The sequence below is a fragment of the Paenibacillus sp. Leaf72 genome (genome assembly GCF_001422685.1).
Classification (GTDB): domain Bacteria; phylum Bacillota; class Bacilli; order Paenibacillales; family Paenibacillaceae; genus Pristimantibacillus.
In genome coordinates this window covers 111,840-133,806 of record NZ_LMLV01000003.1, presented here as the reverse complement: position 1 = coordinate 133,806, position 21,967 = coordinate 111,840, and the positions used below count along the sequence as shown (strand labels likewise).

18 protein-coding genes are annotated in these 21,967 nt (G+C 52.2%); 2 read left to right on the top strand and 16 right to left on the bottom strand.

Translation table 11 applies throughout. From position 1 onward, the window contains the following. Window positions 1-85: 85 nt before the first annotated feature. From ASF12_RS10680 to ASF12_RS10645, 8 genes are all read right to left on the bottom strand, one after another. Window positions 86-1,615, bottom strand: a complete 1,530-nt coding sequence (locus tag ASF12_RS10680) for a stalk domain-containing protein (protein WP_056033810.1) — start codon at window positions 1,613-1,615, stop codon at window positions 86-88. 136 nt (window positions 1,616-1,751) lie between these two features. Next, complete coding sequence (pyrH, locus tag ASF12_RS10675; RefSeq protein ID WP_056033930.1) at window positions 1,752-2,495, bottom strand: UMP kinase; 744 nt, start codon at window positions 2,493-2,495, stop codon at window positions 1,752-1,754. A gap of 416 nt (window positions 2,496-2,911) precedes the next feature. Further along, window positions 2,912-3,658 carry an SDR family NAD(P)-dependent oxidoreductase gene (locus ASF12_RS10670; protein ID WP_056033808.1) on the bottom strand — a complete coding sequence of 249 codons (747 nt, stop codon included), beginning with the start codon at window positions 3,656-3,658 and terminating at the stop codon, window positions 2,912-2,914. An 88-nt stretch (window positions 3,659-3,746) separates the two neighbouring features. After that, on the bottom strand, window positions 3,747-5,141 hold the full coding sequence (thrC, locus tag ASF12_RS10665) for a threonine synthase (protein WP_056033805.1): 1,395 nt from the start codon (window positions 5,139-5,141) through the stop codon (window positions 3,747-3,749). Between the two features lie 127 nt (window positions 5,142-5,268). Then, entirely contained in the window at window positions 5,269-6,603 is a 1,335-nt protein-coding gene (locus tag ASF12_RS36310) for a glycosyltransferase (RefSeq protein WP_081418745.1), read from the bottom strand. Between the two features lie 234 nt (window positions 6,604-6,837). Beyond that, the gene (locus ASF12_RS10655; protein WP_056033801.1) at window positions 6,838-7,245 is read right to left on the bottom strand and encodes an ArsR/SmtB family transcription factor; all 408 of its coding nucleotides are present in this window, start codon (window positions 7,243-7,245) and stop codon (window positions 6,838-6,840) included. Further along, complete coding sequence (locus ASF12_RS10650; RefSeq protein ID WP_056033799.1) at window positions 7,229-7,657, bottom strand: SRPBCC family protein; 429 nt, start codon at window positions 7,655-7,657, stop codon at window positions 7,229-7,231. Before ASF12_RS10650 ends, ASF12_RS10655 begins: the two co-directional genes overlap by 17 nt. Window positions 7,658-8,067: 410 nt before the next feature. Then, window positions 8,068-8,451, bottom strand: a complete 384-nt coding sequence (locus tag ASF12_RS10645; protein WP_056033796.1) for a hypothetical protein — start codon at window positions 8,449-8,451, stop codon at window positions 8,068-8,070. Window positions 8,452-8,697: 246 nt separating this feature from the next. On the opposite strand from ASF12_RS10645, the gene ASF12_RS10640 reads away from it, so the two are divergent. Both ASF12_RS10640 and ASF12_RS10635 read left to right on the top strand, forming a co-directional pair. Then, window positions 8,698-8,952, top strand: coding sequence for a GlsB/YeaQ/YmgE family stress response membrane protein (locus ASF12_RS10640; protein WP_056033793.1), 255 nt, complete (start codon window positions 8,698-8,700; stop codon window positions 8,950-8,952). A gap of 406 nt (window positions 8,953-9,358) precedes the next feature. Then, window positions 9,359-9,727 (top strand): helix-turn-helix domain-containing protein, encoded by a 369-nt coding sequence (locus ASF12_RS10635; RefSeq protein WP_056033790.1) that lies wholly within the window; start codon window positions 9,359-9,361, stop codon window positions 9,725-9,727. Window positions 9,728-9,737: 10 nt separating this feature from the next. On the opposite strand, the gene ASF12_RS10630 is transcribed toward ASF12_RS10635, so the two are convergent. The 8 genes from ASF12_RS10630 to ASF12_RS10595 form a co-directional block, all read right to left on the bottom strand. Next, complete coding sequence (locus ASF12_RS10630; RefSeq protein ID WP_056033787.1) at window positions 9,738-10,817, bottom strand: hypothetical protein; 1,080 nt, start codon at window positions 10,815-10,817, stop codon at window positions 9,738-9,740. 96 nt (window positions 10,818-10,913) lie between these two features. Beyond that, window positions 10,914-13,043, bottom strand: coding sequence for an S-layer homology domain-containing protein (locus ASF12_RS10625; RefSeq protein ID WP_155973035.1), 2,130 nt, complete (start codon window positions 13,041-13,043; stop codon window positions 10,914-10,916). Between the two features lie 235 nt (window positions 13,044-13,278). Then, window positions 13,279-14,610: a UDP-glucose dehydrogenase family protein gene (locus ASF12_RS10620; protein ID WP_056033781.1), complete on the bottom strand. Its 1,332-nt coding sequence runs from the start codon at window positions 14,608-14,610 to the stop codon at window positions 13,279-13,281. Window positions 14,611-14,648: 38 nt separating this feature from the next. Further along, window positions 14,649-16,403, bottom strand: a complete 1,755-nt coding sequence (locus tag ASF12_RS10615; RefSeq protein WP_056033778.1) for a phospho-sugar mutase — start codon at window positions 16,401-16,403, stop codon at window positions 14,649-14,651. 13 nt (window positions 16,404-16,416) lie between these two features. Next, a complete protein-coding gene (locus ASF12_RS10610; RefSeq protein ID WP_056033776.1) occupies window positions 16,417-17,850 on the bottom strand; it encodes a sugar phosphate nucleotidyltransferase in 1,434 nt (477 codons plus the stop codon). 325 nt (window positions 17,851-18,175) lie between these two features. Further along, window positions 18,176-19,165: a glycosyltransferase gene (locus tag ASF12_RS10605; RefSeq protein ID WP_056033773.1), complete on the bottom strand. Its 990-nt coding sequence runs from the start codon at window positions 19,163-19,165 to the stop codon at window positions 18,176-18,178. Window positions 19,166-19,192: 27 nt separating this feature from the next. Further along, window positions 19,193-20,500 (bottom strand): oligosaccharide flippase family protein, encoded by a 1,308-nt coding sequence (locus tag ASF12_RS10600; protein WP_056033769.1) that lies wholly within the window; start codon window positions 20,498-20,500, stop codon window positions 19,193-19,195. 1 nt (window position 20,501) lies between these two features. Next, on the bottom strand, window positions 20,502-21,839 hold the full coding sequence (locus tag ASF12_RS10595) for a UDP-N-acetylglucosamine 1-carboxyvinyltransferase (RefSeq protein WP_056033766.1): 1,338 nt from the start codon (window positions 21,837-21,839) through the stop codon (window positions 20,502-20,504). Window positions 21,840-21,967: the final 128 nt, after the last annotated feature.

Below are 21,967 nucleotides of genomic sequence, written 5' to 3'. Positions count from 1 at the left end.
ATTCCGAGAAATTCAAAAAATACCCCTCGGTCCACGAAGCAATGTGGGCCGAGGGGTTTTTGAGGTTGTTAGAAGCTTTGTTCCATTATTCGTCAGACTGATCCGATATCGTCAACTGGCTAAGCTTCTCGTTCCATTGAACCGATAGGCCAAACCCCTGCTCAAGCAGCTGATAAGGAACGGCCGTCGCACCGGAATAAACAATCGGCGCCTCTGGCAGCTTAAACGTCGTATTGCCTGCTTTCGCCTGGGTATCCCCTATACGGAAGGTTACTGAGCGTTCCTTGTATTTAAGCGTATAAATTCTGAAGCCTTCTTTATTAAGAACGGAGCTCAACGTCATGCCTAATTCTTTAGCTACGTCTTTTATCGGCACATATACCGTCTCGCCTTGCGGCAGGGCAGGGTATATGCTGCTTAGCCATTGCCCATTTATAAACGTATCAACAGCCGGCCTTGCTTGCATGGGCGTATAAACCATGCCATCGCTGCGTTCGGATGGTCCGCCCGCTTCATAAAACTTGTTATGGCCCCAGCCCCATGCTTTGCCATCCTCATCAATGGCAACGCCGTGGTCTTCCCCCGCTGCGATATGCTTGATCCGGGTGAGCCCTCGCACTTTGCCCTGCTTGCCAGTAGCGGTATATCCATATGCAAAAACCTCGCCATCGGTCGTCAGCATAAGCAGGCTGCCCGCACTTCCGCTTATCTCCTTCAGCGTCAGTATCGGATACAGCGCTTGTTTTTTGCCTTTTTCAGCAATGCTCCACGCTTTTCCTTTCGTATCTAATGCCATTAGACCGCCGCTATACGCGACGATGGAGGTTACGCCGGACAAGCTGGATATTTTAGCCGGAGCTGTAGGCTTAATCGTCTCCGCGCCATCGCGGGGCGTCGCCACAGGCTGCCAGCTCCATACCGTTCCATCCTTCTTCACGGCGTAAGCCTTAGGGTAACCGTATGCTACCTGCACGACTTGATTTAAGCCCTTCACGGCAGCTGGCTTGCCAAAGCTGAGCTTTCCGGTGTCGTCTTGCTGCTTCGTCCATGTTGAGACCGTGCCATTATTCAATAAAGCTATATCGTAGCCGTAGCCGCCTTCCACCTTCGCTACGCCAGCAGCGCCTGCCACCTGCCGAAGCCCATTCGCATTTTTCCCGCTGCTGCCATTATGGCCCCAGGTCCAGACCGTTCCGTCTGCCTTTACCGCCATATAGTTTTGATCGCTCTTATTGATATGAATATAGACAATATCGGAAAGTCCGGAATAACGTACAGGAGCTACTGTATTGCGAAAGCCTGGATTTCCCTCAAGCCCGAGCTCTCCCCACAAATTGCGCCCCCAAGCCCAAACCGTGCCGTCGCTGCGCAGCGCAATCGTATAGTTATGGGCGGCTTCTATTTGCGTGAAGCTTTTGGGGACGGCTTGGACGGCCTCAGCAGCTTGCTCCTGCCCTTGCTCTTGCAACAGGCTTGCTGCTTGCTCTCCGCTGGCAATCGCCGCACTGTGCGGGCCACCCGTCCATACAAGCGCTGCTAGAAGGGTAAGTGCCAGCAAGCTGCGCCAAGCCTTCCCGCTCTTATTAGATTTCCTTGTCGTCGTTATGTTGAACATCTTCATCACTACCCCCAATGACCATTTACAAGCTGTCTATATGGACGGCATTCCCAATTGGAAGGTTGCAGCTTGATGGCTATTTGGCTATTTAGACATTCATTCCTTGGGGATGAAGATGAGGGCGATGAAAAGCTCAGGCGTCCATCTCCAGCACAGAGCTGTTGCTGATCAGCGTTCCGACATGGCTGCCATGGCAAATCGCCTTCATCGAGCCCGGCTGGTCGAAATTAAACACATGAATCGGCAGGTTATAGTCCCGTGCCAAAATAAACGCCGACTGGTCCATCACCTTAAGCTGCTGGTCCAGCACATCATTATAGTGCAGCGATTTGAATTTCCGCGCGCCCTTGTGCAGCTTGGGATCGGCGTCAAGCACGCCGTCTACGCCCTGCTTCGCGACCAGCAGAGCATCGCAGCCCACCTCAATGGCCCGCTGCACCGATGGGTAATCCGTCGTCACATACGGCTGTCCGTTGCCGCCTGCAAAAATGACGATATACCCCTTCTCCAAATGATGCACCGCCCGCAAACGGATGTAAGGCTCGGCAACGCTGCTGACAGGCAGCGCCGTCATGACGCGCACTTCCTTCTTCGTTCTGGCCTTCAGCACGCCTCTGAGCATAAGGCTGTTAATCACGGTCGCAAGCGTACCTATATTGTCCGCCTCTGCCCGTTCAATGCCCCAGCTTTCGCCCATATTGCCGCGAAAAATATTGCCGCCGCCAATAACGAGCGACACCTCAACGCCCATTTTTACAACGGACAGCACTTCTCTTGCGATATGCTCCAGCTTTTCGGGTTCAAAGCCAAACTCGCTTCCACCCGCAACCGCTCCGCCGCTCAGCTTAATCAGCACTCTTTTATACTTGTTATTCATCATCAATCATGCACCTCCAGTTAAATTAACGTTCACAAGAAGCAGAACATTGGGGACTGAACCATTTAAATAGCGACTCAAGCAAAAATGACTTCGTCGTCCTTCCGGGACGTGCGAAGAGCTTTGTCGGAGAATTCTAAGCGGATATAAGGATGAAACTTATAAAGTCTTATATTTTGAAAAAAGGCATAAAAAAACACCAAAGCATGATATGCCTTGGTGCTTCAAAGGAATGGAAATAGAAACGCGCTTCGGGCTGGACAGGCAAAACCGGCTGCGCCATTGCCTTGGCTTTCGCTCCATATTCCCATCTCCTTCCTTTATTCCTTCTTGATTTTGTCTTATTCTACGCCAGCGCTAGGCAAGTTGCAATAGTAGCTTAGGCTTAGGGCTTGCGATGCGGATACGAAATGACGCTACTCCTCGTAAATCATTTTGCGCGTCATGCCGCCGTCGACGACGAGATTAATGCCATTAACGAAATCATTGCCCGGATCGGTCAAATAAAAGCAGGCTTTGGCGATATCATCCGGCTTGCCGACCCGCATGGATGGATGCTGGCTGTGATCCTCCGGCCGCAGTGCTTCATAATCGCCGGTTTCGATCCAGCCGGGGCTGATGGCATTGACGCGAATGCGATCCGGGCCAAAAGAAAGAGCCAGCGCATGCGTCAGTGCAACGATGCCGCCCTTGGAAGCCGCATACGCCTCCGTATTGGGCTCAGACATTAAGGCGCGGGTCGATGCCATATTGACGATGGCTCCGCCTCCGTTGCCGCGCATCAGCTTTGCCGCTTCCCTTGCGCATAAAAAAGTGCCGCGCAAATTCGTATGGAGCAGCGCATCCCATTCTTCAACCGCAAGGTCGTAAGGCGACTTCCACACCGCATAACCCGCGTTGTTAATCAGCACATCTATGCCGCCGTAGGTCTCGCTGATAAAAGCGAACATCGCTTCGATTTCCGCTGGCTGAGCCAAATCGATTGTATAAGCAGCAGCTTTGCCGCCCTCTCCTCGCATGTGGTCGGCTGCGGCCTCAGCGCCCTCGCTGTCCCTGTCTGCCGCAATGACAAGAGCTCCTTGCCTCGCATAGCTTGTCGCAACAACCAAGCCGATGCCGCGCGCGGCGCCGGTTACCAGCACTATTTTTCCACTATAGTCCATTGATCAGCTGCCTCCTCGTTTCCCTTCCTATGCACAAACAGCCGATCAGATAGGCTCTGACCGGCTGCTCAAGCTTTTTATGCGCGACTTAAGCGTTATAAAATTTCAACAGCTCGCTGACGATCGCTTCTTGCGTTCCTTCTACGCGAGTCTGACGCTGCGTTTTCTCAAACAAGGACGAAATTTGCTCAGGGAATGCCTGCTCAATGCCGCAAAGGCGAATCGCCTCGTCGAACTTGGCCGGATGCGCAGTAGCCAGCGAAATCGTTACATCGCCGCTTTCAGCACATTGATCGGCTGCCGCCACGCCGCAAGCGGAGTGAGGGTCAAGCAAATAATCAGTTTCCGCGTTGTATTTGCTGATCGTATCAAGACATTCCTGTCCGCCAACGCCATGAGCGCCGAATTCAGCTTGCACCCGCTGCAAATCGTCTCCAGAAATAACGAGCTTGCCTTCCTTCCGGAACTGGTTCATCAGCTCTGTAATCAGCTGCGGGTTTTCACCCAGCACATAATACAAATAACGCTCGAAGTTGCTTGCCACCTGAATGTCCATCGAAGGGCTGTACGTGCTGCGGAAATCTCCCGGCATATACACGCCTTCCTTGATGAAACGCTCCAAAATGTTGTTTTCGTTCGTTGCCAAAATCAGCTTGTTCACCGGAAGGCCCATGCGCTTCGCAAGGTATCCTGCAAAAATATCGCCAAAGTTGCCAGTCGGCACGCTGAAATTGACTTCCTTCACATCCTGCTGCTTCGCAACCTGGAAGTAAGCATAGAAATAATAAACCGTCTGCGCCAAAATGCGCACAAAGTTAATGGAGTTAATCGCACACAGATGGTTCGCAGACTTAAACTCCAAATCAGCGAACAAATCCTTGATAATGCGCTGGCAGTCGTCAAAATTGCCATCGACCGACAAGTTCAAGACGTTGTCGTCCGGCACTGTCGTCATTTGCAGTTCCTGCACCTTGCTGACTTTGCCATGGGGATGCAAAATGCAAATTTTAATGCCGTCTTTGCCGCGCACGCCTTGAATCGCCGATGCGCCCGTATCGCCGGATGTCGCGCCAAGAATATGGATCGTCTTGTTCTGCTTGCGGGATACATACGTATATAATTCGCCCATAAATTGCAGCGCAATGTCCTTAAATGCAAAGGTTGGGCCGTGGAACAGCTCCAGCAAATACAGGTTGTCCTTCAAGCGGCGAACAGGCGTTACGCCTGAGTCGCGGAATGTTCCATAGCTGGCATCCACCATCGCCCGCAAATCTTCCGCTGGAATTTCATCATTCGTGAAATAGCCGAAAATTTCCAGCACCAGCTCCTGATAAGACAGGTTCTGCCACGCTTTCAGTTTCTCAGCTGAAAAAACAGGAATTTCACTCGGAACGAGCAAGCCTCCGTCATCTGCAAGTCCCATTAGAAAAGCGTCGATAAATCCGATTTTGCCAACATTTCCTCTTGTGCTAATATACTCCACCGGGTAATCCCTCCGACATTCTTTTGTAACATCATATCATCGTTTCCGGTTAAAATCGAATGGATTATTGAAATATGGCCTGTATTTCATCGCCGAAATGCCCGCGCCGCGCTGCGAGGTTTGCCTGTTATTTCCGCGCGGACGATACAATCAGCTCATACAGCTGCGACAAGGTGTCGCGGCGCTCCTCCTGCTCCATCCGCTTAATGAATGCGGCGCGGTTCTGGTAGACATCCTCAATCGCCGCCAGCAGCGTATCCGGCGCTACCTTCTCCTCATGGAGCACCTCGCAAAAGCCAGAAGACTTGAACGAATCTGCATTGAGCAGCTGATCGCCTCGGCTCTGTGCCTTCGTAAGCGGAATGAGCAGCATTGGCTTGCGCAAATGCAAAAACTCAAATATAGCGTTAGAACCCGCGCGCGAAAGCACAATATCGCTCATCGCCAGCACATCGGGAAGCTGCTCATTAATGTATTCGAACTGCTTGTAATCCGCCGTCTCAAGGACAGGCTCAACCTGTCCTTTGCCGCATAAATGCACGATGCTGAATTTGCGGGTCAGTTCGCTAAGCGCGCTGCGCACCGCCTTATTAATCGCCCGCGACCCAAGGCTGCCGCCCATAATGAGCAGGACGGGCTTCGCTCCTCCTGTTTCTGCGCGCGATGCCCCCTTTTCGTCTACTATTGCTGACGCTGCTGATACTTTCGCTGTTTCCGCGGCAGACTCTTCGGCTCTCACGCTTTTTCCCGAAATGTTCACGACCAGCTTGGCAGGGTTAGCCGAATAGGCGGCGCTTTCCTTTGACGCCTGCCCTTGCGGCGTCTTGCTTAGCGTCTGTGAGCTGCCTGCTGCTCCCGAGGCTGCTGCATCAGCTGCTTCGGATGCAGGCAGCAGACCGCAGTAGGCTCTGCCTCGCGAGGCAACCCCTCGCCCCAGCTCATCGCGGATGACTGCCCCGACATAATGTGCCTTGCCTGACGGCAAATGCTGCGCCGTCTCGGGAAAGGTCGTGCACACGCCCGTCGCGAAAGGGATTGCAATGCGATTCGCCAGTCCCGGGGTCAGATCCGATTCATGAATAAGCACCGGCACCCGATTGAGCCACGCGCCCAGCACAACCGGAACGGAAACGAAGCCGCCCTTGGAAAAAATCACGTTTGGCTTCTCCCGCTGAATGAGCCGATAAGCTTGAAAAACCCCTTTAACAACCTTGAAGGGGTCCTTCACATTTTGCCAGTCCAAATAGCGCCGAAGCTTGCCTGTCGCTATACCATGATATGTAAGCTGCTCTAGTGGAGCAGTAAGTTGCTCTAGTGGAGCAGTAAGTTGCTTCTCAATGCCATTTTCCGACCCAATATAATGGATCTGCCAACCGGCTTCCGCGAAACGGGGAATCAGCGCCAAGTTAACGGTCACATGGCCTGCCGTCCCTCCGCCTGTAAACATAATTTTCCTGCCCATTATCCATAACCTCCGGTTCCTTGCTGCCCATTCTCTTCCTTGCTCTTTATATGTATGACGAAAAATCAGGAAATTGTCAACTCATCTATCGTATACACATATGCCCAGAAACCATAAGACGGAAGCTTCGGGCTATCGGAGCAAGCAAAAGAAGGTTCTGTCACACTTGGCTAGACTGGATCCGTTGAAGCCGGATCCAGCAGCCAGGGCATCCAACCGAGCGGAACTTTTGCTTCAATCCCGCTTCGCAGCTGGCGCTTTCACGACTGCTGGAGCCGGAAAAGCATCCGCTCCCTCCCCCTGACCATCCTCCTCTACGTAACGCTTAAGCGCACCGAGCTTATTTTCCCAATAACGCTCATAGAAGGCGATCCATCGCTTTAGCTGCTGCAAAGGCTCCGTATCTAGCCGGTAGCGGGTTTCCCGGCCAACCTTGCGCTCTTTGACCAATCCTGCCTCAGCCAAAATTCGCAAATGCTTCGATACCGCAGTCCGGCTCATCTCATAATGGCTGCTGATGACCGTGACTGGCATCTCCTCATCAACAAGCAGCCGAAGCAGGCTGCGGCGGGTCGGATCGGCAATCGCTTGGAACACCTCAGCCTTCGGCTCCGACGCCTCGCTGCTATTGTGCCTCGACATACGAAGCCAGCCTTTGCTGAATGCCCGTCCAGCCCTTGTCCATATTGCCGCGCACGATTTCATGCGGCTGACCGAACTCCGTCACCGTATCCGCATTCCAGCCGCTATGAATAAGCGTAAATTCCGTGTCTGCTCCTACAGCCTTTAACTCGAAGGAGAGCGTCCAGTCCTTGCCCCATTTGAAGGAGAGGCGATTCGGCGGATCGATGACCGTCACCTTGCAGGGAGACTTTCCGAACGCGCCAGCTTCCAGCTGAAACTCATAACCTTCCTCCGGCTGAAAATCATTGGGCATGAACCATGCGGCGATGCCCTCTGACGTCGCTACCGCCTTCCACACTTTGTCTATCGGCGCTTTAAGCACCAGCGTCTGCCGGATATCCGGCAGCGTATTTGCCGCTTCGCTGCTCATTGTCAATCGTCTCCTCTTCTAATCGCTTTATCCTCTAAATTCTTGCGGACACCAGATCCGTTATATACGCAAAATCATTGCATTTCCCTATTTTATCGGACACCAGCGCGCTTATTTGTGCTTTTAAGCCTCATTTTACGGCTCTGTCGGGCAAATAACGGCGCTCCTGTCCGCTACCCTAAATAAGTTCACTTTCTATCACAAATAGCGGATTCTGTGTCCGTGAAGACGGACAGGCATTTGATTGCCTGTTTTTCGTTCATTCGCTGCCTCATGTATGCCGCCAGTTACGCAGCTAGTTATGCCCTCAGTTATTGTGCTAGTTACTCCGTCAGTTATGCAATTCGTTTTGCAGCTAGTTACACCGTCAGTTATGGTGCTAGTTACGCCTTCAGTTATGCCGTCAGCAGTTATTTCTTCTTTACTTTGTCCGTATGGCGAAATCGCAGCGCTGACCACACCTCGTCCACAGCGGCATTGCTCACAGGTCTATACGGTGTAAGCTCCATGACTAGCGCCGCCAAGCTGTCGCGGTTAATATCTGCCCCAGCCTTCGCGCTTTGCTTAGGATACGTGATCCAGAATACCGCGTCTTCTTCAAGCTGCGGCAATACGATCGGCAGCTGTTCCCTCACCTGCGCTGCATGATGAACAAAAAGCTGGGCGAAGCCATATGGGCCTGCACCACTCGTATCTTCAGCGATCCCAGGCGCATAGCCCTCCGGGGCATTCCATACCTTCGCAGCCTGTCCCTCTTTATAACGCAGCTTTTTCAGCAGTCCTTCATCCGCCATCCCGCTTCCTCCTTCAAGTCATGCCTGCACATGCGAAACCTTTTGGTTTCCTTTTGGATTATACGAAACCTTTTGGTTTCATGTCAATAGACCAGGCTCTGATTAGAGTAACCAAAACCTTCCTGTATGATTTGTGATTAGCGACGCGTAATTATGGTTACATAGATAACATGAGACACTACAACAGCTGACACAAGCTACACATCGGTGAACAGCAAAAACACAAAGAGAAAGGCAGTGATCAATATGGGTTTTTTATGGACGTTAATTATAGGAGGCATTATCGGTTGGCTCGCAGGAATGATCGTTGGGCGTGATGTTCCCGGAGGCATCATTGGAAATATTATTGCAGGTTTTATCGGCGCATGGCTCGGAGGCTTAATCTTCGGCGAGCTTGGTCCGGTCATCGGCGGCTTCTATTTCATTCCAGCGTTAATTGGCGCAGTCGTATTGGTGTTCATTCTTAGCCTGATCTTGGCTGGACGAAGAAGACGAGCATAATTTTTTTCACCAATATTTTTTGAATAAATAAATGTAGAATAACTAAACAACCTGACGCCAGAAGGCATAATGTCAGGTTGTTTGGTTTTTCAGGCTATTTTTTTCGCAAGCATTAAACGACCATTAGCGACAAAAAGCCATGTCGAAAATCGAATATCGTGTCATAATTTGTAATAATATATACTTTATTTTTCACTATGCTCAAAAAATATATTTATTCAAGAAATTGTTCAAATTACAAGACTTGTGTTGCTGCTCTGAGGTTGTTAATCTAGACATAGGCCTAAATGATCAGCCGTTGAAAAATCTAGCATTTTACGCCTTTCGGCCGTGCTGGCATCGGTTGTAATTGGTTTTTAATATCTGTAAAATGTTTGTAGTTACCGAAGGTTAATAGGAGGTCCTCATGTTTGCTAAACGCCTTAAACAACTCAGAAAAAAAAGAAAGTACTCCATGCAGCAACTAGCGGATACCGTAGGCGTGGCTAAGAGTACCTATGCAGGCTATGAATCCGGCTATCGGCAGCCTACTTTGGAGACCATTCAAAGCATTGCGAAGAAATTGAATACGACATCCGATTATTTGCTAGGATTAACGGACTATCCTGATCAACAGGAACCGAGCAACAACGCCAAGGAGTTTTTCAATCATGAGCAGCTTCATTGGGACGGCGTTCCGCTGGAGCAGGAGGATTTAGAGCTTGTCCGGATGCTGCTTGAACGCGTTGTGCGCGACCGCACTTCATCCGGCGACCCTTCACAAAATCCTTCCTAGTCGGTGACCCTTATCCGCTTGCTTGAACAGCGTTCAGTTTGTTGATGGCGCTGCTGCGAATTTCCGCTTTAATGGATTGATATTCCTGCGTCCACGTTGATTTTTTAGCAAAGGCTATACCAGCTTCCTTATATTCTGTTTCAGCCTTGTTAATTAATGCTTGGTATTGTTTATCGCAAGAAGCCTCTGCAGCAGCAATTTTCCCCAGCAGCTCCCCTTGCAACGCCTTTTCATCCAGTTCCGAGCTTTTGTTTATTGCCGCAACAACCTGTGTCATTAGCTGATTGGCATTGCTGACGCATTTTCCTTTTAATGCCGAAAGCTGTGACTCATATTTGCTGTTCAGAGATTTGGTCTTGCTTTGAGTATCCTTCGTCTGGCTTGCTGTCTTGTTGTCCGTAGCCGTATTCGCTTTCCCGCCTGACGGCTTGCCTGGCTCATCCGTTTTTGCAGCTCCGTCCGTCTTGCCAGCCGAGCCTGCCTGGGAGGAAGCCGTCTCTTGATTGTTCGCCTCCGCAGCTTGCTTGCCCTCGTCCTCCTTGGCCTGCTTCGCTTTTTCCAAAATCGCCTTGCGCTTCGCATCGTCCTTCTCGCCAACCGCTTCAATCGGATAGTTCGTATCCACAATCGCCAAATATTTTCCATATTGCTTCGTAATGGAGCGCAGGGCGTCAATTTCCTCCGTCGTCAGCTTTGCCAGCAGCAAATCGCGTATGGCCTGCTTTTCCTCCGTCGTCAGCTCCTCATCCGATTGCCCCAGCAAAATATACATTTCGCGGAATGAAAGCCCGGAGTTCAGCAAAATAGCAGCAACGTCCAGCGCGTCATCGCTTTTGATGGTCTTGCCTGCGATTTGCTCCGCTTTGCCAACCGCACTATCGAGTGAGGACGGCAGCTCCGCCTGATTGGCCGCCCCTTCAGAGGCTGGTGCCGTGCCATCCTGCTCAGCCACTAAAGCGGCACGCCGCTGCTGGATATCCTCCAAGCTGATCGAGCTGATTTTCCAATAGAAGAAACCGACCGTACCAATAAGCAGAACAGCGATCGTTGCAGCGGTTATTAAAATCGTCTTCCAAATGCGTTTTTTCATCCTGTATCCATCCTTTCTTACGCGAAAAGAGCCGGATAAAGGTGTTATCACCTTTATCCGGCATTTGGGCCATTATGCTGCAGGTTAAAACTTGAGCTATAGATTAATCAAACGATACAGCATGACCGCTGCTTCGGCGCGTGTCGTATTGGCATTGACCGGAAAGCTGCCCTGCTCCAGTGGAAGCAGGCTGTTCGCTGCCGCGAAGGCAACGCCCGCCTTCAACGATGGATGCAGGTTGTCCGCATCTTTCATATCGGCAAGTGCGGCTTTTACGTCGGATGGCACTTCTAATCCCTTCGACAGCTTCGCCGCCCTTGCAATCATCGTTGCCATTTCAGCATGCGTAATGGTCGCCTCCGGCTCGAAGCGATTGCCGCTTCGGCCTTGTACAAGGCCGTTCTTCACAGCTGCGCTCACATATGGCGCATACCATTGGCTGGCTGGCACGTCTTTGAACGTGCTGTCTGACGATGCATTTTTCAAATCCAGCGACCGAATGAGCATTTTGGCAAACTCCGCCCGCGTCACCATTTTGTTTGGATCAAAATGCAAATCCTCCACACCGTCAATAATGCCTTTGGCTGCTATCGCTTCAATTTCCTTGCCTGCCCATGCATATACGCTGTCCAGATCTTGAAAGGATGAGGGGGCAGGATTTACGATTGCGGCCGCTTGATCTACCGGATAAACAATCGAAACCTCCGTTTCAAGCGTATCCTCCAGCACCGCTTCTGTTACAGCATCTGTCGCAGCCTCGGCAACTGCCTGACCGACGTCCGGATTTACAAGACTGGGCGTTTCAGCAGGCAAAATACCCTCCTGGGCTCCCGCTGTCAATGTCGAGCCGCTCAAATATTCGCTAAAATTGAAATAAGGCATATTCACAATATACTGGTCAATGCTGCTGCCCGTTCCCAGCTTGGCGAAGCTTTCTCCGAGCACCTTCCATACCGCTTCGCGCCGAGTCAAATAGTTTTGCATCGCTTCAACCGGCGGCTTGAAAATGATATAGCCCTTATCGACCGTCACATACGGTGTAACGTCGAATGTATTTTCCTGCTTCCAGGTCGTCTGCAGCAGTTCTACCGCCTGGCCTAGCAGCACTTGCTTCTGCTCGGACGACGACTGCGACCACTGCGAAATGATCGTATTCATTTCCTTGTGGTATTCGGCTAGAAGGTCGTCCTCTGGTACTTCAGGCTCCTCCTTGCCGAGCGTCACTTCCTTCTCGAAAAGCACTTTGCCGAGCAGGCTTGCCCGCAGCGTCGCTTTCGCCGAAACGACCGAGCCCGGTATCGTTACTACGCCCGACTGCGCAACTTTTACATCTTTGCTGCCTGACGTTTTGGACCAGACCAGCAATTCTTTGGGAACCTCACGACCAAAAATCGAAAGCTTGTACGTATGCTTGCGGCCCTCATGGTCGATGTCCACCGTCTCCTTCGCACCCGATCGCATATAAGCAATCATCATGGAGCGGATGGCTGGAACCTCCTTCTTAAGCTGGTTGCGGAAATTGGTGACGGTATCTACCATGTCTTTTTTCGTAATGTCCAGCTTGGCTAATACAGCACTCACTTTGTAGGTCGAGGTATCGGAAAGAACCGTTTCCAGCGCATCGCCAAGCAGCTTCGTCTGCTCACTTTCGCTCGCCATTAGAAGCAGCAGCTCGGTATTGCTTTTCTCCGAAACTAGCGACGTCGTTTTTTGCTCCAGCGCATTCATAAACTGCATGGCGTCATCCACCGTGAGATGATTTTGCCTCGCAAGTGCTGCTACTGCCTGCAAAGCGCCGCTATAGGCCGGGTTTTTGCGAATCGCCTCTAAATTATCAAAAGAAGGATCATATTGCAGGCTTCCCGCCGCTACCATAAAGTCGAAAAGCGGCTGCTGAACAGAAGGGTCTATTTTGCCAGCTAGCTTATTCCATATTGGAGCAATCAATTGGCCATTGGCTTCAAAGCTGAGCGTTGCAATTTCGTCCCGCAGGTCTCTGACCTCCTGTACGTCAGCCGGATCGCCCATTTGCAAATATTGATGCAGCTCCAGCAGGCGTTTAACAAACTCACTGCTGTAAAAGGATTCGGCTGCACCCGCATGCGCCGTCTGAACAATGCCGAGCTTCTCCAGCAAGCCCCGCTCGCTGAGCGGCAATCCGGACAGCGCCGTACCCGCAACAGCTGCCGCCAGGGCAGCGGAGACGATTTTTTTCGTAAACCTCATTACGTCCTCACCTCTTCTTTCGGAAATTGAAGGATTGATTAGAAGGTTGTTGAAAAGGAGCTGCGCTGCGTGGAAGGCTTGGTTTCCGATCGTTATTGCCCCCTGATTTCCTTGAATTAATCCGCTTAAGCGGTCAAAATCATGGGGCAAATACGAACGCTCCCGCTTCTCCAACTCAACCCTCCCACTCCGCTTGCCTTTTCAAAAATCCTTCTAGCATTTTTTTCTTAGCTGCCTAAATCAATTCATGTATCGCAATGTCTTCGATGTTCATCATAGGTCTGCCCACCGGATAGTAGGCGAATAACGTGCCTTCCAGTTGCTCTTTGCTGATCGCATTGCGGCCGTCAATGAGAATGGGGCTCGCCATGACGCGCTCCACTTCCTTGAGATCAAGCTTCGTGTAGTCCTCCCACTCCGTGAGCAGGCAGACAGCGTCGCAATGCTTCGCCGCATCAAGCGCGGAATCGCACCATTCAATAGAAGGGTGGTTCAGCAGGGAACGGAAATTTTCGACCGCAATGGGGTCCGTTACCCGTGGAATTGCGCCAAGCGCAAGCAGCGATTCAATAATTTCAATCGCAGGCGCTTCTCTTACATCATCGGTTTCCGGCTTAAACGCAAGGCCCCAAATCGCAACGCGTCTGCCATGCATGCTGCCTAGCGCCCGCTTGAGCTTGTCGATGACGCCGTAGCGCTGATGCTGATTGACCTCTACGACCGACTTGAGCAGCTTGAAGTCGTATTCCACATTGCCGGCAATTTGAATTAATGCCTTCGTATCTTTCGGAAAGCAGGAGCCGCCATAGCCAATGCCAGCGCGCAGGAAGGAGGAACCTATCCGGCGGTCGAGCCCCATGCCGTGGGCAACCTCCGTCACGTCCGCGCCTACTTTTTCGCAAATGTTGGCAATTTCATTGATGAACGATATTTTCGTAGCTAGAAACGCATTGGAGGCGTATTTGATCATCTCGGCGCTGCGGATATCCGTCATAATGAGCTGGTCGGTAAACGGCTTGTGCAGGCTTGTCAGTACCTCTGCTGCACGCGTGCTCTCCGAGCCGATAACGATGCGGTCTGGATTTAAAGTATCCTTGACTGCCGAGCCTTCGCGCAGAAACTCAGGAACGGAGGCGATATCGAACGGGTAATCGCTGATCGCTGCCACAATGCCGCGAACGCGTTCGTTCGTGCCGACCGGCACTGTGCTTTTCACAACAACAACCTTATAGCCGTTAAGCGCGTAGCCGATTTCACGTGCTACCAGCTCGACAAATCGCATATCCGCTTCGCCATTCGGCAGCGGCGGCGTGCCTACCGCAATAATGACAACATCCGCCAGAGCCATCGCTTCGGTCAAATCATCGGTGAAGGAGAGGCGTCCTGCCGCCGTATTGCTATCGGCCAGCTCTTTGAGCCCTGGCTCATAAATGGGAATTTCACCGCTGCGCAGGCGCTCAATTTTGCTTACATCCTTATCGACACAGATGACATGATTGCCTTTCTCCGCATAACATACGCCCGATACCAATCCTACATATCCCGTTCCTATCACTGTTACGTTCATCAAGCTCCAGCTCCTATCATTTATTTTGAAATTTTCTATTATAAAATGGTCTCCACATCGTAGAGCAGCGCCGTACGAATAGCTGCCAGCCTGCGCCTGCAGCGCACCTCGCTCCAATCCTTCGCTCCGTAGTAAAGCCGCAGCGACGTGCCTGCCCCGGTAGGCTGAAGCGCGCACCAAGCTCCATCCTCGAAAACATATTTGATCACATTCGCCCCCAGCTCCTGATTCGCAGCTTCCTTGCTGAAGCCGAGCGCTCGCACGCCGTGCTCCTCGGAATCGTAAATGCTGCGAATCCGCAGCGAGGAAAGCTTCTCCGGCACTTCGCCCCGCAGCTTGCGCATCACATTGCGCAGCCGCTGCGAGCCTTCAAGGCCGGGAAAGGACAGGCTGACCTGATCCTCCAAATAAAAGCCATATGCCTCATAAAGCTTGTGCAGCTGATCCCATAGTGTCAGGCCGCGGCTTTTATAAAAAGCCGCCATCTCTGTTGTGAGCAGCAGCGTCTGCATGGCATCCTTATCTCTGACGAACGCCTGCGGCAAGCAGCCGCCCGTCTCATCAAAGGCGAAAAAATATTTTCTCGCCCCAAGCTGCTCCTCCTCCGCTATGCGAGCGGCAATATGGCGGAAGCCCGGCGGCGTCTCTACGATGTGAAGACCGTAGCGTCTTGCTATCGCTGTGCTAAGCTCCGTCGTCAGCAGTGACTTGTAGAAGGCTGCCGGGTAAACCGGCTCATTGGCACGCTTCTGCGCGCAAAGATATTCAAGCAGCAAGCTGCCTAGCTGGTTCGCGGACAGCAAGCGGAACTCCCTGCTTTTGTCCCGAGCCATTGCACCCAGCTGCTGCGATTCGGGATCGGTCGCCATAATCAGATCCGTCTGCTTCCGCTCGGCGAGCAGCAGCGCCCGCCCGTAAGAATTGGAATTGTTAGGGTCTGGTTCATCAATGGTCGGAAAAAGCGGGTCTGGCTGGGACTGCTCCGGCACGCTTTCCACATCGCGATAGCCCATTTGCTTCAGCAGCTCCAGCAGCGTCTGCCCCCCACTGCCATGCAGCGGCGTATATATAACGCGCAGCCGCGAGCGCCCAGCTCGAAAGGCTGTCGGGCGAACGATAATGTCCGCTAGCTTGCTGTGGTAAGCCTTGTCCACCTCTGTACCGACAAGTACAAGCAGCCTTTGCCGCACCGCCTCCTCCGCATCCATCAGCGGAATGGCAACCTCCTCCTCAATGCCCTCCATGCGCCTTGCTACGAGTTGATTGTATTCCGGCGCCATGACAGCGCCATCTGAGCTGAACAGCTTGACGCCGTTGTAATCATAAGGATAATGGCCGGCTGTAATCATCAGCCCGGCTGCCGCTTGCAGAAAACGGACAGCGAAGGAGAGCTCCGGCGTAGGCCGGGCCTGCTCGAAAAGATAAACCTTCACGCGGTTTTTGGCCAGCACGAGCGCTGCCTGTTCCGCGAACACCCGCGATAAAATTCGGCTGTCAAAAGCAATCGCAACACCGCGCTGCTTCGCCTCCTCGCCGCCGCTGCGAATTTCCCCAGCAAGCGCCAGCGCGATGCGGCGCACCGTGTAGATGTTCATCCGGTTCGTTCCTGCGCCTACCTTCTCCCGCACGCCTTCCGGCCCAAGGTGAAGATGCTTGTAGAAGCGGTCGGTCAAATCGCCTGCTCCAAGCTCTCCGAGCTCTTTTCGAAGGTAAAAGGGCAGTTCTGCTTCCCTCCAGCGCTCGTATCTCCGATCAATCGCATAATCCAGCTGCTCTGCAATAGCATTCCTCATCCTGTTAGCTCCTTCAAATCATGCAATATTGCATAATGTCATTCCAATCCGCTTCCAGCCTGACGCTCTCCTCTTCTACAAGCTGCGTTCCTCTCATAACCTCGATCATTTCCATCGGTGTAAGGGCAAGCAGGCAGTGTCTGCTGCCTAGAGGGATGTTAATAATGTCGCCAGCCTTTACGGTCCGCAGCTGGTCATCGAGCATCATTTCGCCTTCACCGGACAAAATCGTCCACACCTCGCAGCGATTGTTATGATAGTGATAGCTGAAGTTTTTCCCTCTATCGAGGCAGACGCGCTTCGTCATGACCTCGCTGCCGTCCGGATATTTCAAATAATCAAGCACGATGTAGTAGCCCCATCTGCGTTCCTCGTACATCGGGCGCTTATCGCTATTTTTCAGCACTTCTTTAATGCGCGGGCTGGACGCTTTGTCGGAAACGAGAATGCCGTCGGGGCTAGCAGCGACGATAGCATTTTTGATGCCCAGAATCGTAATCGGAATACCCAGCTCGTTAATGACATGCGTATCCGTTGCAAGCTCTGTCGTAATATGCTCGCCAAGCTCCGACGTTCCCATTTCTTCTGTCAGCGTGTTCCAGGTGCCAAGGTCTTTCCAGCAGCCGTCAAAAGGAAGCACAGCAACCTGCTTGGCCCGCTCAACGACCTCGTAATCGAAGCTTGTTTTCACCAGCGTGCTGTATTGATTGACGAGCTCGTCGTATTGAATTGGAATCCGCTTCTCGATGAGCAGATTAATCAAATAGCCGAGCTTGAAGGCGAACACGCCACAGTTCCAAAGCGCTCCGCGCTGCATTAGCTCGGATGCCGCATCCTCGCGCGGCTTTTCAGTGAAGTGCCGAACAAGCCTGTACGAGCGGGCATTGCCTGTTTCTGCGTCATTCACTTCCGCTTCCGTGACGTCGCCTGCCGCATTAATAATCAGCTTAGGCTCGTCAGTCTCCGGCACGATGTAGCCGTATTTTTCCGATGGGAAGGTCGGTTTGACGCCCATCAGCGCCATATCGCAGCCAGAATCGCGAATGACCTGCTCAAGCTCGCTTATTTTATGGAAGAAGGCATCCTCCACATAGGGGTCAACCGGGAGAATCGTCACGACCTCATCCAGGCTGACTCCGGCAACGGAGTACAAATAAACCGCCGATAAAGCGATAGCCGGGAACGTATCCCGCCGCTCTGGTTCAATAATGAGCGGCACCGACAAGCCGGCATGCACCCGAATCATTTCCTCCTGCGCCTTGCCTGCGGCGATATAGGATGAGCTTTGCAGGCCCGTCTCGCCCAGCTGGCGCCATACCCGCTCGACCATCGATTCCTTTAGCCCGCCGGGCCCATCCAAAATACGCAAAAATTGCTTCGACCTTGCATCATTAGATAGCGGCCACAGCCGTTTACCTGAACCGCCGGATAAAAGAATCAGCTTCATTGGTTTTGCTCCTCCTTTTGCAATTGAAACTGTGGTGAAAGAAAAGCTGCGCTGCACAAGCGTAAACGGCTTTGCCGTCCTCTGGCGGTAATGCTAACGTTTCGCGGTGAAATATAAGCCAAGTATAAAGAGAATACTTATACTTTCTTATATTTTGAAAAGCTTGGCTTCCGATCGCCATTACCCTTGAATTTCTTTGAATCGCCTATATAGGCGGAAATTCAAGGGTAAAAGCGAGCGCTGTCGCTTCTCCAGTCCAAGCTTTTCATTCCGCTCCGCTTTTTCACCACGCTTCTAAAACCTCAAGAATATAGCGGCACTTGCTTTACGCCGCTTTCTCTACCTTTTTCTTCACCTGACGCAGCAATAGCAGCATCGACAGCATCGCTTTTTTCCCGCCCTCGAAACGGGTCAGCACAGCCAGCAGCCCCGATAGCACGCTGCCTCTTGCCGTCCAATTTTGTTCGAGGCTGAGCTGCACGAGCCGCTTCGCTTTATCCATGTCCCGCTCATTCACAATGGCGGAAACGCCGAGATTAAACAGCTTGAGCGCCAGGCGCTTCGATCTTTTCAGGAAAAATAGGGCATGCACGCCGTAGCGGTCAATCAGGTCGCGCCCTTCGCGAATACGAAGCTCGGCGCACTGTCTGCCCAGCTCAGCAAGATATTGCTGCACCATCATTTTTTCAACGGAGCCGCTTACGCCGTCAGGCAATGTGTATCTGCGATACAGCAGCTTCTCGACAAGCGCAAACTCCGTGACGAGCCCCATCCGCAGCCATAAATCGTAGTCCTGCGTGAACTTGAACAGCTCGCGGTAGCCGCCCGCCTGCTCGTAAGCATCGCGGCGGAACATCACCTCGCCGTGGGTGTAGAAGTTATTTTGCAGCAGCTGATCGATACCCTTAATGCCCTGCTTGTACTTGTTATAAATCGTCGTTGTATTCGTCACCTTGTTGACGTTCTCGACGATGCAGCCTACGACGCCGACATCCGGCCTGCTTTGCAGCACCTTTACCTGCTCCTCAATACGCTGCGGGAACGAAATATCGCCGGAGCCGTGAATGGCTACAACCTCTCCCCTGCTCTGCTTCACCGCTTCAATGACCGAACGGGTGAAGCCGCGATTGCTGTGGCTGATCAGCCGAATGCGCGGATCTTGAAAAGCTTCCAGCGCCTGCAGCGTGCCGTCCGTCGAACCGTCATCGACCAAAATTATTTCCGTATTCGCATACGTTTGGTCAAGCAGGCTTTGAATCGACTCCTTCACTTGATTGACCCGGTTGTAATACACCGTGATGATCGATACCAGCATGTCCTCACCTCCGTTATTTCGGGCCCTTTAGCGGCTTCGCAGCTTTATGAAACGAAGGCCGATCGAGCCGATTTTACTTTTGATTTGCGCCCAGTCCTCTTTGTTCAAAATTAAAAGCCTGGACAAGCTAATGGATTCACGCCGTGCGTAAAAAATAATAAAAGCAACGCCCGCATACATGTAGCTAATGCTGGACGAAATCGATGCCCCTACCGCGCCGTATTTGGGAACGAGAATGAAATTGAGCACGACATTCATAATGAGCGCAATAACCGATACCCGCAGCGAGAACAGCGGCGCGCCTCTGCCCGACAGGTCGGAATGGATCAGCTTGAACAGCACCATCGCGATGATGCCCGGCAGCAAGTAGCGGATAACCTGTCCCGATTCGGCAAAATCTGCTCCATATAGCAGACGAATAAATAGCGGCGACATGAACCAGAAGAAGACGCCGAATACGAGAAGCACAGGCATAATGACGCGTATCAGCTTCGCTGTCCGTTCGACCGCCGCCTGACTGCTGCTTGAGCTTGCGCTGCGGGAAAATAAAATGAGCCCAATGGCAGCTGGCAGCTGCCAGATCAGCTCGGCGAGATTCGTGCCAACAGAATAGATGCCGACCTCGATGACATTCGTGAACCGCTCCAAAATAATGACGTCCACCCGGTAATTAAGCTGAATAATGAACAGCGCAAGCGCAAAGGAAAAGCCCTGCCGCATCATCTGCTGCGGAATGGGGTGAATATATTTGAACTTGAATTTCACTTCGCCAAGCAGCAGTTTCATAGAGTAGCCTAGCGTGAACGCCGCCATCAGCAGCTGTGTCAGCGCCGCTCCGAGAACGCCCATGCCAAGCGCCCAGACAAAAATAAGCAAAATGATGAAATTAAGTGCCGTCTTAATAATTTCCACCTTATTAATGCTGCCAATATTGCCTTTGCCCTGCATAATGCCGCGTAAATATTGAATCGCTAGATTGACGGGCACCGTCAGTGTACAAATGACAAGCAGCTCCCAGCTGTACTCTCCTCCATACTGGAGCAGCAAAATGCCCATAACGACAGCCACGCTGAGGGAGGATGAGATTAACCACATGAATAATAAGGTCGATACAATATCGTTATAGTTAAATAATTTTTTACCGATGAGATAAGCAGCCGCCTGCCGGATGCCAAGATCGGCGATCGTCACAACGAGCGTAGGGATGACGAGTATGGCCGTTATCATCCCCTTGCCTTCGGGACCCAGCAGTCTGGCTGTCAGTACCGAAACGATAAAAGCTCCGAATAATACAAGCAGCCGGGTGCCGATCGTCGTTAAAATCTGAAACAGCATGCTAGTGGTTCACCTTCATGATCTGCGCGCCCAGCGCTGTGAAAATTTCAGTGAAGTTGCCGTAGCCCCGCTCCAGCTGGTACAAATTTGTAATCCGACTTGTCCCAACAGCGGCCAGCGCAGCAACCGCAACCGCCGCTCCGCCGCGAATATCGGTGGCAACCAGATCGGTGCCATACAGCTCATCTACGCCATGAATGACAGCTGTCTGTCCCGCTGCCCCATTGACGCAAAGGAAGCCGCCATCCTTCACCTCGATGTTTGCGCCCAGCTTGTTCAGCTCGTAGCAGTAGGAGAAGCGTCCGTCGAGAATCGTCTCCTTCAGCTCGCTCGTTCCACTTGCATTCATCATCAATACGGTATGCAGCGGTTGAATATCGGTATGGAAGCCCGGATAAGCAGCCGTCGTGACGTTCACCGCTTCCAGTGGACGATTCCATTCCACATAAATGCCATTGTCGATTTCTTCTATTTTCAGGCCCGCCTGCCGCCATACGGCTACTTCGGACTCCAGAATGCGGGTCGTTGCATTGCGAATCGTTGCCGAGCCTTTCGTCGCACCGACCGCTGAAATAATCGTCGAGGCGATAATGCGGTCGCTCATTACCGTAAAGTCTGCACGGTGAAGACGCGCTACGCCTGTAATTTGCAGGCTGTTCGAAGACAGCCATTCAATATTTGCCCCCATATCGTTCAGCAGCTTGATGACGTCCAGCACCTCAGGATTGCGGGCCGCGTTATGCAGCTCAACAACCGCATTCGAACGAACGGAAGCGAATAGAACGTTCAGCGTGCCGCCAAAGGTTGGATACGGGAACGTAATGACCGTCCGCTCCTTCGGCTGGCTTTCGCGCAAGTGAAGCCCGAGCTCGCTCTCCTCCATCGCAAAGCCAAGCTCCTGCAGCGCGCTTACGTGCATGTCATGCTTGCGGCTGCCAATGTTGCAGCCGCCCGGCAGCGGCAGGAATAGCGAGCTGCGCCAGTGCGCTGCCGCTCCAAGCAGCAGCAGGGAGTGGCGGATTTTGCCCGCCAGCTCCGCATTCAGCGTGCCGCCCATCCACGCGCTGCCCTTGCAGTGAAGCTCGTCGCCTTTAATCTCGACGTTTGCGCCGGAGTCGTTCAACAGCTTGATGAGCTTCGCTACGTCATTCAGCTCAAGCGGCACATTATGCAGCACGACCTCCTCATCGGAGAGGCAGGCAGCCACAATAGCGGGCAGCGCCGAGTTTTTGGCACCGGGAAGCGACACTTCACCTGAAAGGGGATAACCTCCCTCAATTAATAAATAAGGCTCCGAAATCCTTTTTGTGCCGAGCACTCTTGAATGAGCTTGTACCATATGCTTTCTCTCCCTTTTTAAAGGGGGCAGAAACAGGAACATCGCTGCGCGAAAAGGCTAGTTTCCGACCGCTGTTGCAACTTCATTTATTGGATCAACCGCTCTAGCGGTATAAATCATGCTGCAAA